The sequence below is a fragment of the Citrobacter sp. R4 genome, from assembly GCF_026719175.1.
Lineage (GTDB): Bacteria > Pseudomonadota > Gammaproteobacteria > Enterobacterales > Enterobacteriaceae > Citrobacter_A > Citrobacter_A sedlakii.
Map to the genome: position 1 here is coordinate 268,482 of NZ_JAPPSU010000006.1, position 13,414 is coordinate 281,895.

Below are 13,414 nucleotides of genomic sequence, written 5' to 3' on the forward strand. Positions count from 1 at the left end.
CTAAATTAAAAAGTAATTTCCGTTTTGTAATAGACAACTGCATCATCTACAGTCTGTTCATCCATTGAATCTGGTTTTCTGATGGGCCAACCTGCCATAACATAGGAGGAGAAATATTTACCGCTTGCTTTGATACCTACTGACGCGCCCATCATGAACTGCCCATCACACGCATCGACACCCTCAGGACAATTATCTTTAGTGAATCCGAGATCGTAGCCCATATAAGGCGTCAACTGATAAACACCAGCCACACCCACATCAAAAGGGAATTGCAGAGTATTTGCGATCCATGCTCCGCTATCGCTCATTACATTATCGTCTTTGAAGCCCCGAACCGTATATTCATCGCCAATTGTGACTTTTGCGTCACTCACCAGCACATCTGGCGAATACTGGAAGCCACTGTTTAATTCATACGTAACCCCCAGCCTTCCCACTTTATAAAGAGGGCGAGTCCAGCTGACAATGCCGTTATATTTAATATAATTGAGGTCAAAACCCTCCAGGTCCGGATCGCCTTTCCAGGCCGAACCAAACCATGGAACCCCAGCCGTTACGCCAATATCACCATAGACCCAACCACCGCCCAACGCGCCGACGTACGTCAGGCCAGAAGCAAGCGAGGTGTATTTTTTTGAACTGACATCGATTTGCGAATGTTCAATTCCATTGTAGTTATCCCGGCGCTCAACTTTCATCCACGCGCTTGTTTTACCGGTTGCACCACGCATAAGCATACGGCTTACACGCAGTGACGCGCGTTCTGAGTTTCCGTCTGACTCATAAATGTCGTACCCACCATCAATGCTTTTAGTGTATTGAGATTTATAGTAATTCGCATCAAATCCCCAATATCCCAATGGGACACCATAGCTAAAAGACCAGGAGTCCTGTTTGTCATCCGGATTATTAAGGTTGTTCCAGGAGTAATAAGCATTAAAAATATCATTTAGCCCGGCAATATTTTTACCGGTAAAACTGCCATAGTATTGCTGCCAGCCCTCCGCCTGAGTGCCCGAGTTATTGAGACCTGCGGTGAGAGATACCGGAAATGATGGCTGATGCAGTAAATTGAGATCGGAATAGCCATTAATCACCGAGGGCTGAACATGAATATTGTCAGCATCCGATACGCGTAATAAATTTTCCACGCTCTGGTCAATATCCTGCATATTGAGCACCTTCCCTTTGGCAAAGGGATAGGCGGTAAATAAACGCATGTGTTCACGAAATGAAGGTTCTTGACCGTTCACTTTAAAATCGTTAATCTTTCCCCACAGTACACGAAGCGTTAACGAGCCGCTTTTAATATTACCAGGTTCAATACTTATAAGGGTTGTAGCATAGCCACGAGCAATATAAAAATCCGTCAGTTCTTTGACCAACGAAAAAATTTCGGCTTTTCCCAGTTCCTTTCCCACATAGCGCTGAACGATTTCTTCTCGTTGCGGCGAGCTGTCGAACCGATCGTCATCCAGAATGACAATTTTATCGACTTTAAATTTCCACTGTGAATCAGCCAGCAGCCCGCCTTCTTCTTCGCTACCGCGCAGCGCTCTTTGTTTTTGCAAAAGCGCTTCTGTACGTTTCGCCTCTTCAATTAAAAACTGATTACTTTGTCTTTCGAGTCTGTCCAGTTCTTGCTTATTTTGCTGACCGGGAAGCATAGCGGCATGTGCCACTTGTAAAAGTGGCACAATTAAAACCATCTGTTTTAATAAAAAGCGTGAATATATCATCACATCATTCCCTGATATTATATTTAATTAATCATTGTGTATACAACAACGCCCACAACTTTTCCGGCTGTCAGCTGCGAATCGCGCTGGATGTTGGCCGGCACATATATTTGTGCCTGATAGGTATTGGTCAGCATTGATGTGACCGGGTACTCTTTAGCTTGTCCAAGCGTTAGCGCAGTAGAGCTGTAACGGCTTTTTTCATAAAGACGTATCGCAAAATTTTCCGCGTATCCCTCGCCTGTCTCAACACCCAGTACCCCTGTGAGAGAAGCGAACTGTGAGTTAATCACAGTGTCAAACTGCAGCTTGACGTTTGCGGGTTCGGGGCAGGCCACAGTAATAGTGAACTCTTTTTTATCCCCTTGCTTCGAATTATCTTTAACAAAATCAGCCAGACTATAGGTTCCCAAATCGATATAATTTGTTGATGGATTAAGAGTGCACGAATAGGGTTTAACTTTAATCGCCGTGCCAAAATTAATTGATAAAATGGATAATTTATCGCTGGAATCTGCTGTCGGAATAACCGAGGCCTCTGCAACGCTTCCTACCGGAATATAACTCTCCCCAGCATTGAGCGTACCCGTCTGAACAAACTCGACCAGCACCGTGCTATTTTTTATCGAACATCCGGCAGCACATGTCACCGCAGCTCCTGAGTTACCGGGTAACCAGGCGTCAGCGGCTTGAGTAGGCCACTTCATGCGGATACCGATACCCGGAATTTCCGTGACATAGACATTATCGATCTGCGAGGTAATGTAATTGCGCGTATAAGAGGAATGCCAGGTTGACTGCGTAGCGCTATTACACTTATAGCTAATATCCGGCACCGAAAAGGTTTTACTCCAGAGTACAGTACCTGCAGCCCCCTTCTCTGCAGGCTTAAGTGTAATATCATCTGTGATATTCAACATCGCCAACGGTGACGTTAATTCACAAAGCGCAGCATAAGCTTGATTACTACTGACCGAAAACAGTATGCCCGCCGCTAACATCAATAGCCCTGATAAAATCCGTTTCATTTTGTTAATTCTTCCTTTTCGCAATGAATATCGACAGCTTTAAAAGCGCTCTCTGATTCATCAGCATTATGTTCTTTTTCAGTCACGTCATAACTTGACCGGCACTGGAATGACTGCTTTTGTTTTTTCCATTTAATTAAAAGCGTATTTTTCCCTTTTTGCAGTGAAACCATAGCAAGACCATTCTGGCCAACCATGCCAATATTATCCCCCTCGCCATTGAGTATGGGCGCGCCAAAAGGAATAATCTCCCCCGTATTCAATACGAAATGGACAAAAGTTTGCTTATCCTTTTGCGCATCCATTTTTATGAGGACGGCTGCCCCGGCGGTAGGAACAATTGTACGGCGCGTATCATCGACTTCTACGTCAAAGCGAGTACCTTTAGGATCGGCGTACACTTCATTGTATCTGTAGGGTGACAGATAACTGATAATCCCATATCCATTATCTTTAATGATTGCATTCGAGTCCGGATACACATGCGATCCTTCAGCCCCTTTCGCTTCAACAATACCAATGGTATCAGCGAGCATTGGCACAAAGTTAACCCCGCCCTGGTGCACTACCATTCCGCCGTTGAAGTTCACGCCTGCCATGAAACTGTCTCTGGACTGGCTGTAGGTCACGCCGCCGGAAGCGCTTTCTCCCGTATAGGACAGGTTCATACCGAAGTTGGTTTCTGGCTGGTTTGACTGGCTGAAGTAACCGCCAAAACCGAACTGCGAACGCTCGCCGGCAGAGCCATTTAGGGACGTACGGAAATTCGCGTCGTCGCTGTTATAGCTAAAGTTAGCGCCGAGGCGCACGTTTCTGTCGTACTGGTTGCCAAGCGGCAGACTGACGTTTAGGTAAACCGTGTCTTCACGTTCGCCATCTTCGCTATGCGTGCGGCCAAACGAGATACCCCAGGTCGTTCTGCCAAACTGGTTGTTATACCCAACGACAAAGTTGGACTTTTCATTCTGTCCTAACTCATCATTCCAGACGTTGCCAACAAATCCGCTCACATAAAAACTTCCCCAACCGGGAGGTAATGTCTGATTGATGTTGGCTTCAAGACGCTCGCGATAGCGTGATGGATAGTAATCCGTATCGCCCGTATCAAGGCTGCGTTTAAGGCTTATCGCATCGGACAAGGAGTAGTAATTTTTGCTCGAATAACGGTAGCCGACCAAACTGAAGTTGGTGCCGATATCCGGCAGGCTCTTCGCCAGACTTATCCGCAGACTCATATCGCAAAACGTACCGCAATCCTGAGTCTCCGGCTGCTCGTCGAAGTGAGTAAAAGACCGTGTTACATCAAGACCCAGCGCGCCGAGGCGGGTATTCACCGCTAAACCTGCCATTAATGAAGCGTAGTCGCCGTCGAAAGCGCTTTGCCCACCGAGATAACCCGTGAGGTTATTGAGCAGACCATATTGGATGGTCCCTTCCAGCAGTTGCGGATCCTCGGAAAGCCACGTGTCGCGGATCTCGCCGGCAGACACGGAGTAGCGTGAATAGCCTTCTCGCAGCAACTGCGGGACGCTGGAATACGGTACGGAGAAATGCGTTTCATCGCCATTGGTTTCCTTGACGGTGACCTCCAGGTCGCCGTTGTAACCGGTGGCATACAGATCGCTTATCGCAAACTCGCCCGGTGGGACGACTTTTTCGAAAATCGTATTCCCCGCCTGCGTGATAGTAACCGTGGCGTTGCTGTTCGCAATCCCACGCACTACAGGCGCGTAATTACGCACGGAATCCGGTAACATCCGATCATCCGTCGCCAGGCGCGCACCCCGTAGCGCCGTAGTATCGAAAAAATCACCAGTGGTGTTGAGATCGCCCAACACAATTGTCGACTTAATCGGCGCAATGGCGCGTTCGGCATAAGCCTGAATATGTTGTATACCAGACTCACTCGTATCACTGCCGGACATCATGCTGTCATAGGTTGTAAAACGCCACGCCCCTAAAGACAACGAGTTGTGCATGTTACCGTAGAGGTAATTCGAGTTATCCTCCCCTGGTCGATAGCGCGCGCTGGTTGCGCTAAAGGTGTAGGAAGACATTAACGCAGGCACACCGTCATCCCATAATTCCGGACTGATATACCCTACCGGCGTATTTAACAGCATCGCCTGAGGAATGGTGACGTCAAGCTGTTCATCGTCCTGGTTGTATTTCACGGTAGCGCCAGGAATTAACGCCGGCAGGATAATGCAGTCTGCGTTCTTCCAGTTCTCCGGCAGCTTTGAGGTATCAACGTCAAAGCGGATGATCATTTCGGGTTTCAGGCAGGCGTTGACCCCCTGTTCGTTTTGCGCCGCAACGAATGTGATCATCCATGCGTCAATTTTTGTACGATTGCTGTAGACCTCCAGCTTATAGTTGCCGGGCAGGATTTTGTCTTTGCCGTCGAACTGCGTGAGGTCAATTCCGCTATCATAAAACTTCATAAACCCACGAGAAAAATTTATGGTCTGGCCTTCACTCGCCGCCGATGCGGAAAATGAGGACAGTACCGCAACAGCAACCCAGGTCGTCATAAGTCGCTTGATTTGATGTTGTGTTATATCTTTTTTAATAAAAGGGAACATGCAGCAACCATCCTGGCAACAATATCCTTAACGTTTAGAACGTATAAGTACGTTTGATATAAGCACCTAAATCGGTAATGTAGTTGTATTTAAATACGCCTTTCCCCTGTACGGCATTAACCTGCGGAAAGTGGTAAGTCAGTTGGCTGTAAGGCGCAAGTATCTGTCCTTCCACTTCACTCTCTTTACCCTCGGCGTTGAGCAGCCAGGCGTTCGTCATACTGACGTAATAAGGCGATCTATTCGTACCCGTAACGGCATAGCCTTTCGCGGTTTTTTGTAATTCCCATGTTAAATTATCCGCCGCTTCCATCGGGTTTCCTTTCAAACCTGCCGGACGGTAGAAGAATTTAATCAGCGTCCTGAATGCCATTTTTATCTGATTCTTGTTCGCATCTTCAGGTAATTCAGGTGGGATATCTAATACGTTCAACCAGAGCATGGTTTCACGATCTTTAGGGTATTTATTAATGGCCTCGTCGGTCTGGAAGATACGGAATACTTTCCCTTTTTGGCTGTTAATGCGGGCTACCGGCGGGTTAATAAAGAAGGGTAGCTGCTCCTTCTCGGCACCGATGTTTTTCTCTGTGGTAGATAGCCACACTTGCGTTAATGTGGGCTGGGCCCCCACGTTGTTAATACGCACGCTTTGTTCTTTTTCTGCCGCATTAAGCACAACGCGCGTCGTCATAATTTGAATCGTCGACATGGCCTGAAACGAGCAAGCCAGACTTAACACCGCCGCGATACCTACACTCAACTTCCTTATCATTCAACCTGCTCCTTCAGATGAATTTAATGGCGGATGTTCTCCGCCATTTGGCTAATACATGATTAATTTATTAGGGGATCACTGATATTTGATGGAATAAACCACTTCAGTACTGACCTCACCAGCGGTAGCCGCGCCGCCGGTAGCAACATACTGCGCCCAGTAGTCAAACTGCGCAGTATTACCGCTCACCGTTTTGGTGATCGCTGATTCGTTGGCCGTCGTCAGATTCAGAATCGCTTTATTAGCATCAAGCAAACCCACCTGCACTTTATTCGCGCCGCCGCTATCTGCAGCAACGGTGTTTTTCAGGTTACCGGTAGCATTGTCGATATTTGTACTTTGCGCGAGTTCAAAGAAGACGCTGGCAACCTTTCCGTTCGCACAGTTTGCGCCGCTGAGTTTAATAAAGAATGGTGTGTCCCCTGCACGCTCACCATCCGCCGCTAATGCCGTGATGCTGATGGGTGGCAGATGTACAGTAAAGTCCGGGGTCGTGGAGGTGCCGGTAGCATCGCCCCCCGTTATTGTACAGGTCGCATCGCTAATCGTCCCTTCAAAGGTAATTGTTCCATCTTCCGCAGCGGCAACATTCCCGGCACAAATGAGAACCGTCAGTAATGCACTTTTCGCAATATAATTCATACTATATCCATATATAAAATAATAGTGAAATGAGGATGCATTCTAGTTTTTTTTGCTTGTGTCAACTACATTTCGGTCCTAAATAAAATCCTAAAATGGACCAATATTTATTTTATGAATAGTTATTGGACTGTTTAAGTTTGAATACAGCTGATATATAAGGGATAATTACTTTTATTACTTGAATCAATATTTATTAAATAAATATATGGCACGTGCAGTGTCCAAATATGGAGTTGCTTTTTTTCAAGAAATTCATTGAGTAAAATAATTTTTTATGATGTTTTTTTGCGCGGGTAAGAGGAGAAAAAAGAGAAAAAAAATCCGGAAATGCGTGTCATTTCCGGATTCAGATTTTAGCGCGAATGAACTCGCGTTATGTTGCTATGCGGTCCATTTCAAGCGAGTACGCCATTATCGCAGCAGTTCTTTCGCTTTAGCCACCACGTTGTCCACGGTGAAGCCAAATTCTTCGAACAGTTGCTCAGCAGGCGCGGATTCGCCGAAGGTCGTCATGCCCACAATAGCGCCGTTGAGGCCTACGTATTTGAACCAGTAGTCAGCGATGCCGGCTTCAACTGCCACGCGTGCGGTAACGGCTTTTGGCAGTACCGCTTCACGATAGGCGGCATCCTGCTTGTCAAACGCGTCGGTAGACGGCATGGAGACCACACGCGCCTTCACGCCTTCTGCGGTCAGTTTGTCCCAGGCGGCCACCGCCAGCTCAACTTCTGAACCGGTAGCGATGAAGATCAGCTCAGGCTGACCAGCACAGTCTTTCAGCACGTAACCACCGCGCGCGATGTTCGCCAGTTGCTCTTCGGTACGTTCCTGCTGCGCCAGATTCTGACGGGAAAGAATCAGTGCGGTCGGACCGTCCTGACGCTCAACGCCGTATTTCCACGCCACGGCGGATTCCACCTGGTCGCACGGGCGCCATGTGCTCATGTTCGGGGTCACGCGCAGGGAAGCCACCTGTTCAACCGGCTGGTGAGTCGGACCGTCTTCACCCAGACCGATGGAGTCGTGGGTGTAAACCATCACCTGACGCTGTTTCATCAGCGCAGCCATACGCACCGCGTTACGGGCATATTCAACAAACATCAGGAAGGTGGAGGTATACGGCAAGAAACCACCGTGCAGAGAGATACCGTTCGCGATGGCGGTCATACCGAATTCACGCACGCCGTAATGGATGTAGTTACCGGCAGTGTCTTCGTTGATCGGCTTAGAACCAGACCACAGGGTCAGGTTAGAAGGCGCCAGGTCAGCGGAGCCGCCGAGGAATTCAGGCAGCAGAGGACCAAAGGCTTCGATCGCATTCTGAGACGCTTTACGGCTGGCGATTTTAGACGGATTCGCCTGCAGCTTCGCGATAAACTCGTTCGCTTTTGCGTCGAAGTCAGCCGGCATTTCACCTTTCATACGACGGGTGAATTCTGCCGCTTCCTGTGGGAAAGCCTTCATGTAGGCAGCGAATTTCTCGTTCCAGGCCGACTCTTTTGCCTGGCCGGCTTCTTTCGCATCCCATTGAGCATAGATTTCAGACGGGATTTCAAACTGCGCGTATTTCCAGCCCAGTTGTTCGCGGGTCAGCGCGATTTCGGCATCGCCCAGCGGCGCACCGTGGGAGTCGTGGGTACCCGCTTTATTCGGAGAACCGAAACCAATGATGGTTTTGCACATCAGCAGGGACGGTTTGTCGGTGACAGCGCGCGCTTCTTCTACCGCACGTTTGATTGCGTCAGCGTCGTGACCGTCTACGCCGCGCACCACGTGCCAGCCGTAGGCTTCGAAACGCTTCGCGGTATCGTCAGTGAACCAGCCTTCAACGTGACCATCGATGGAGATCCCGTTGTCATCGTAGAACGCCACCAGTTTACCGAGTTTCAGGGTACCAGCCAGCGAGCAGACCTCGTGAGAGATGCCTTCCATCATGCAGCCGTCGCCCATAAACGCGTAGGTGTAATGGTTAACAATGTCATGACCCGGGCGGTTAAACTGGGCGGCCAGCGTTTTTTCCGCAATCGCCATGCCCACTGCGTTAGCAATACCCTGTCCCAGCGGGCCGGTCGTGGTTTCAACACCAGCGGTGTAGCCCACTTCCGGGTGGCCCGGGGTTTTGGAATGCAACTGACGGAAGTTCTGCAGTTCAGACATTGGCAGATCGTAGCCAGTGAGGTGCAGCAGGCTGTAAATCAGCATGGAGCCGTGGCCGTTAGACAGCACAAAGCGGTCACGGTCAGCCCAGGACGGGTTGCTCGGGTTGTGGTTCAGGAAATCACGCCACAGGACTTCGGCAATGTCAGCCATACCCATAGGGGCGCCCGGGTGACCGGATTTGGCTTTCTGTACTGCGTCCATGCTCAGCGCACGAATAGCATTAGCAAGCTCTTTACGTGAGGACATTTTGACTCCAGATCGGATGATGAAGGCCATGCCCGTAACGACTTGACGACAGCGCGTTTTGGGCTACGCCGGAAAAAAGTGCGAACAATGTAACCCAAGCCGCCTGCCATGTACATGGAGCATCCTTTTGCCGCTTCAGAAATCTCCGGATCGTGCTCGCATGTTGCGCAATCTGCTCGCCCGCTTGTTGTTCTTTTCTTTATACTTAGTCATAAGCGCCGGTTCATCTGCTCAGGCGCACTTTTAGAACAATCCTCATTTCATGCGGAAGAAAAAACATGAAGATTCGCGCTTTACTGCTTGCTATGGGCATGGCGACGGTGTTGACCGGCTGCCAGAATATGGACTCCAACGGACTGCTTTCCTCGGGCGCCGAAGCGTTTCAGGCCTATAGCCTGAGCGATGCGCAGGTGAAAGCGCTAAGCGACCAGGCTTGCGCAGAGATGGACGGGAAAGCCACTCTCGCGCCTGCCAGCAGCGAGTATGCGAAGCGCCTGAGTAAAATCGCCGCCGCGCTGGGCGATAACATCAACGGACAGGCGGTTAACTATAAGGTTTACATGGCGAAAGACGTGAACGCTTTTGCCATGGCGAACGGCTGTATCCGCGTTTACAGCGGCCTGATGGACATGATGACGGATAACGAAGTGGAAGCGGTTATCGGTCACGAAATGGGTCACGTGGCGCTCGGCCACGTGAAGAAAGGGATGCAAGTTGCGCTGGGCACCAATGCCGTACGCGCGGCGGCGGCATCCGCGGGCGGAATTGTCGGCAGTCTGTCCCAGTCACAGCTCGGGGATCTGGGTGAAAAACTGGTGAACTCGCAGTTCTCCCAGCGCCAGGAATCAGAAGCCGATGACTACTCTTACGACTTATTGCGCAAACGCGGCATCAGTCCGGCGGGTCTGGCGACCAGTTTCGAGAAACTGGCGAAGCTGGAAGAAGGCCGTCAAAGCTCTATGTTTGACGATCACCCGGCATCGGCAGAACGTGCGCAGCATATTCGCGATCGCATGAAAGCGGACGGTAACAAGTAACGATTTTTCACCCCGGCAACGCCGGTTATGACACGGGCAGCGCGCTGCCCGCTTTCAAAATGGCGTGATTATTCGCCTTTCTTCGCCGCCTGGATATAAAGCATCTCTAATGCCAGCGTCGCGGCAGCCAGTGCGGTAATTTCCGACTGGTCATAAGCTGGCGCGACTTCCACCACGTCCATACCAACGATATTCAGATCCTTCAGGCCACGAACCAGCTTAATGGCGCGATCGGAAGTCAGACCGCCAATAACCGGCGTACCGGTTCCCGGAGCAAACGCCGGATCCAGACAGTCGATGTCAAACGTCAGGTAAACCGGCATGTCGCCGACGATCTGCTTCACCTGCGCGAGGATATCGTCCACGCCGCGCTCGTTGACCTGGCAGGCGTCCAGCACGGTAAAGCCGTTGTCTTTGTCAAACTCGGTACGAATACCGATCTGTACAGAATGATTCGGGTCGATCAAGCCTTCGTTCGGCGCGGTGTAGAACATGGTGCCATGGTCAAATTCACAGCCGTTTGCGTAGGTGTCGGTATGCGCATCAAAGTGCACCAGCGCCATTTTGCCGAAGTGCTTCGCGTGGGCGCGCAGCAGCGGCAGAGTCACGAAGTGGTCGCCACCGAAGGAGAGCATCCGCTTGCCAGCAGCCAGCAATTTCTCTGCGTGCGCCTGCAGCTTTTCGCTCATTTCACGGGCATCGCCGAACGCATACACCAGATCGCCGCAGTCCACCACGTTCAGGCGCTCGCGCATATCGAAGTTCCACGGGAAGCGGTTGTGCTCCCAGGCGAGGTTAGTCGAAACCTGACGAATCGCAGCCGGGCCATGACGCCCGCCTGCGCGCCCCGACGTCGCCATATCAAACGGAACGCCGGTGATCACCCAATCAGCGTCGCTGTCGTACGGCTGGAAGTTCATTGGAAGGCGTAAAAAACCAAACGCGTTAGATACCAGAGAGTTATCGTACTGATGACCTAAAGTGCTCATGACCAGACCTCATTTAAAGTCGATACATTAAAAACAGATGAAAAAAAATCCCCTCCGCGTCGTTAAACCCGACGAGGAAGGGATTGATTCGTAAATCGCTTATTGGGACGAATTATCGCCGTTAATTCATACGGGTGCAAGTGAGTATAGCATCCTGCCGGTTGACGGATTCACCCTATCCGGCGCGGAATTGTCGGCCCGGACAGCGCAGCGCCGCCGGGCATCAACCGCTACTCGTCTTCCAGATACGTGTATCCGTAAAGACCGGCTTCAAACTCTTCAAGGAACTGCTGCTGCAGCGCATCGTCCAGTCCGGTCTGTTTCACCTGATCGCGGAAGTGGGTCAGCAGCGTTTTCGGATCTAATTGCACATATTGCAACATGTCCGCCACGGTATCCCCTTCGTCTGACAGCTCAACCTCGACGCTGCCGTCAGGGAAGACAAACACGTCAACCGCTTCGGTGTCGCCAAACAGGTTATGCATGTTGCCAAGGATCTCCTGATACGCGCCGACCATAAAGAAGCCAAGCATTGGCGGGTTATCCGGATCGTATTCCGGCATCGGCATCGTGGTAGCGATACCGTCACCGTCGATGTAGTGATCGATAGCGCCGTCAGAATCGCAGGTGATGTCCAGCAGTACCGCGCGGCGCTCCGGCACCTGATCCAGTCCTTCCAGCGGCAATACCGGGAACAACTGATCGATCCCCCACGCATCCGGCATCGACTGGAACAGGGAAAAGTTGACGTACATTTTGTCCGCCATCCGCTCCTGCAGTTCGTCGATGATCGGGCGATGCGCGCGGTTGCTCGGGTCGAGCTGTTTCTGCACTTCATGACACATGTTCAGATACAGCTGCTCGGCCCAGGCGCGTTCCTGAAGGCTAAAGGTTCCGGACGAATAACCCACATGAATATCGTGCAGGTCCATCTGGCTATCGTGCAGCCATTCACGCAGCGAACGGCGGGTGCCTGGTTCATGCATTTCCTGCCAGGTTTCCCACATGCTTTGCAGCGCGCGCGGCGCGTCGTCCGCAGGCGGCGTTGCTTCCGTGTATTCGTTACGCTCTACGCCGATGATATTGGAAACCAGCACCGTATGGTGCGCGGTAACGGCGCGACCTGACTCGGTGATCACCGTCGGGTGCGGCAGGCCGTGCTCGTCGCAGGCATCGCCAATCGCCCAAATAATATTGTTAGCGTATTCATTAAGGCCGTAGTTTACCGAGCAGTCAGACTGCGAGCGGGTGCCTTCATAGTCCACACCAAGACCGCCACCAACGTCGAAACACTGGATGTTCACGCCCAGTTTGTGCAGCTCTACGTAGAAACGCGCCGACTCACGCACACCAGTGGCGATATCGCGAATGTTGGCCATTTGCGAACCGAGATGGAAGTGCAGCAGTTGAATGCTGTCGAGACGCCCGCGTTCGCGCAGAATCTCCACCAGTTGCAGCACCTGCGCCGCCGCCAGGCCGAATTTCGACTTTTCGCCGCCGGAAGACTGCCATTTACCCGAGCCTTGCGAGGCCAGACGGGCGCGCACGCCGAGGCGCGGCACGACGTTCAGACGCTCGGCCTCTTCCAGCACGATAGCGATTTCCGTCATCTTCTCGATAACCAGATAGACCTTATGGCCCATCTTTTCGCCAATCAGCGCCAGACGGATGTATTCACGGTCTTTATAACCGTTACACACGATCACGCTACGGGTCATGCCCGCGTGCGCCAGTACCGCCATCAGCTCAGCTTTTGACCCCGCCTCCAGCCCCAGCGGTTCGCCAGAGTGGATCAAGGATTCAATGACGCGACGGTGCTGGTTTACTTTGATCGGGTAAACGAGGAAATAGTCGCCGTTATAGCCATACGATTCCCGCGCGCGTTTAAACGCGGCGTTAATGGAACGCAGACGGTGTTGCAGGATCTGCGGAAAGCAGAAGAGTGCAGGCAGGCGCTGCCCCTGCGCTTCGCGAGCCTTCACCAGTTTGGCGAGGTCGACGCGCGCTTGCGGAACGTCAGGATCCGGGCACACGCTGATGTGGCCCAGCTCGTTGACGTCATAGTAATTATTGCCCCACCAGGCAATATTGTAAGTACGCAGCATCTTGCTGGCTTCCTGGGAGCTCATTGCAACCTCCTGCATGGAGCGTAGTACACCCTGTTCGCCCGCTGACGAAGGCGAACCCATAGACATATCGTCAGACAT

General features: G+C 51.3%; 9 protein-coding genes. 1 reads left to right on the forward strand and 8 read right to left on the reverse strand.

Annotation, left to right across the window (positions count from 1 at the left end; translation table 11 throughout):
• Positions 1 to 5: 5 nt before the first annotated feature.
• The 6 genes from OOJ60_RS15160 to tkt all read right to left on the reverse strand — a co-directional run bounded on the left by OOJ60_RS15160 (position 6) and on the right by tkt (position 9,181).
• Entirely contained in the window at positions 6 to 1,742 is a 1,737-nt protein-coding gene (locus OOJ60_RS15160) for a ShlB/FhaC/HecB family hemolysin secretion/activation protein (protein WP_205612803.1), read from the reverse strand.
• Between the two features lie 23 nt (positions 1,743 to 1,765).
• Positions 1,766 to 2,770 carry a fimbrial protein gene (locus OOJ60_RS15165; protein ID WP_205612804.1) on the reverse strand — a complete coding sequence of 335 codons (1,005 nt, stop codon included), beginning with the start codon at positions 2,768 to 2,770 and terminating at the stop codon, positions 1,766 to 1,768.
• Positions 2,767 to 5,214 (reverse strand): fimbria/pilus outer membrane usher protein, encoded by a 2,448-nt coding sequence (locus tag OOJ60_RS15170; RefSeq protein WP_233470900.1) that lies wholly within the window; start codon positions 5,212 to 5,214, stop codon positions 2,767 to 2,769. The genes OOJ60_RS15165 and OOJ60_RS15170 overlap by 4 nt, the downstream gene beginning before the upstream one ends.
• A gap of 175 nt (positions 5,215 to 5,389) precedes the next feature.
• Positions 5,390 to 6,127, reverse strand: a complete 738-nt coding sequence (locus OOJ60_RS15175; RefSeq protein WP_042290363.1) for a fimbrial biogenesis chaperone — start codon at positions 6,125 to 6,127, stop codon at positions 5,390 to 5,392.
• A gap of 78 nt (positions 6,128 to 6,205) precedes the next feature.
• The gene (locus OOJ60_RS15180; protein WP_042290365.1) at positions 6,206 to 6,772 is read right to left on the reverse strand and encodes a fimbrial protein; all 567 of its coding nucleotides are present in this window, start codon (positions 6,770 to 6,772) and stop codon (positions 6,206 to 6,208) included.
• A 414-nt stretch (positions 6,773 to 7,186) separates the two neighbouring features.
• Complete coding sequence (tkt, locus tag OOJ60_RS15185) at positions 7,187 to 9,181, reverse strand: transketolase (RefSeq protein WP_205612806.1); 1,995 nt, start codon at positions 9,179 to 9,181, stop codon at positions 7,187 to 7,189.
• 278 nt (positions 9,182 to 9,459) lie between these two features.
• Between tkt and OOJ60_RS15190 the strand changes: the two genes are divergently transcribed.
• The gene (locus tag OOJ60_RS15190; RefSeq protein WP_205612807.1) at positions 9,460 to 10,218 is read left to right on the forward strand and encodes a M48 family metallopeptidase; all 759 of its coding nucleotides are present in this window, start codon (positions 9,460 to 9,462) and stop codon (positions 10,216 to 10,218) included.
• Between the two features lie 68 nt (positions 10,219 to 10,286).
• Here OOJ60_RS15190 and speB read toward each other — a convergent pair whose 3' ends face one another.
• Together speB and speA are read right to left on the reverse strand one after the other, a co-directional pair.
• Complete coding sequence (speB, locus tag OOJ60_RS15195; RefSeq protein WP_205612808.1) at positions 10,287 to 11,207, reverse strand: agmatinase; 921 nt, start codon at positions 11,205 to 11,207, stop codon at positions 10,287 to 10,289.
• A gap of 230 nt (positions 11,208 to 11,437) precedes the next feature.
• Positions 11,438 to 13,414, reverse strand: coding sequence for a biosynthetic arginine decarboxylase (gene speA / locus OOJ60_RS15200; protein ID WP_042290374.1), 1,977 nt, complete (start codon positions 13,412 to 13,414; stop codon positions 11,438 to 11,440).

Coding starts and splice junctions, on each gene's coding strand:
- OOJ60_RS15170 (WP_233470900.1), bottom strand. CDS start 5,214: ATGAAGTTTTATGATAGCGGAATTGACCTCACGCAGTTCGACGGCAAA.
- OOJ60_RS15160 (WP_205612803.1), bottom strand. CDS start 1,742: ATGATATATTCACGCTTTTTATTAAAACAGATGGTTTTAATTGTGCCA.
- OOJ60_RS15180 (WP_042290365.1), bottom strand. CDS start 6,772: ATGAATTATATTGCGAAAAGTGCATTACTGACGGTTCTCATTTGTGCC.
- speB (WP_205612808.1), bottom strand. CDS start 11,207: ATGAGCACTTTAGGTCATCAGTACGATAACTCTCTGGTATCTAACGCG.
- speA (WP_042290374.1), bottom strand. CDS start 13,414: ATGTCTGACGATATGTCTATGGGTTCGCCTTCGTCAGCGGGCGAACAG.
- OOJ60_RS15165 (WP_205612804.1), bottom strand. CDS start 2,770: ATGAAACGGATTTTATCAGGGCTATTGATGTTAGCGGCGGGCATACTG.
- OOJ60_RS15190 (WP_205612807.1), top strand. CDS start 9,460: ATGAAGATTCGCGCTTTACTGCTTGCTATGGGCATGGCGACGGTGTTG.
- OOJ60_RS15175 (WP_042290363.1), bottom strand. CDS start 6,127: ATGATAAGGAAGTTGAGTGTAGGTATCGCGGCGGTGTTAAGTCTGGCT.
- tkt (WP_205612806.1), bottom strand. CDS start 9,181: ATGTCCTCACGTAAAGAGCTTGCTAATGCTATTCGTGCGCTGAGCATG.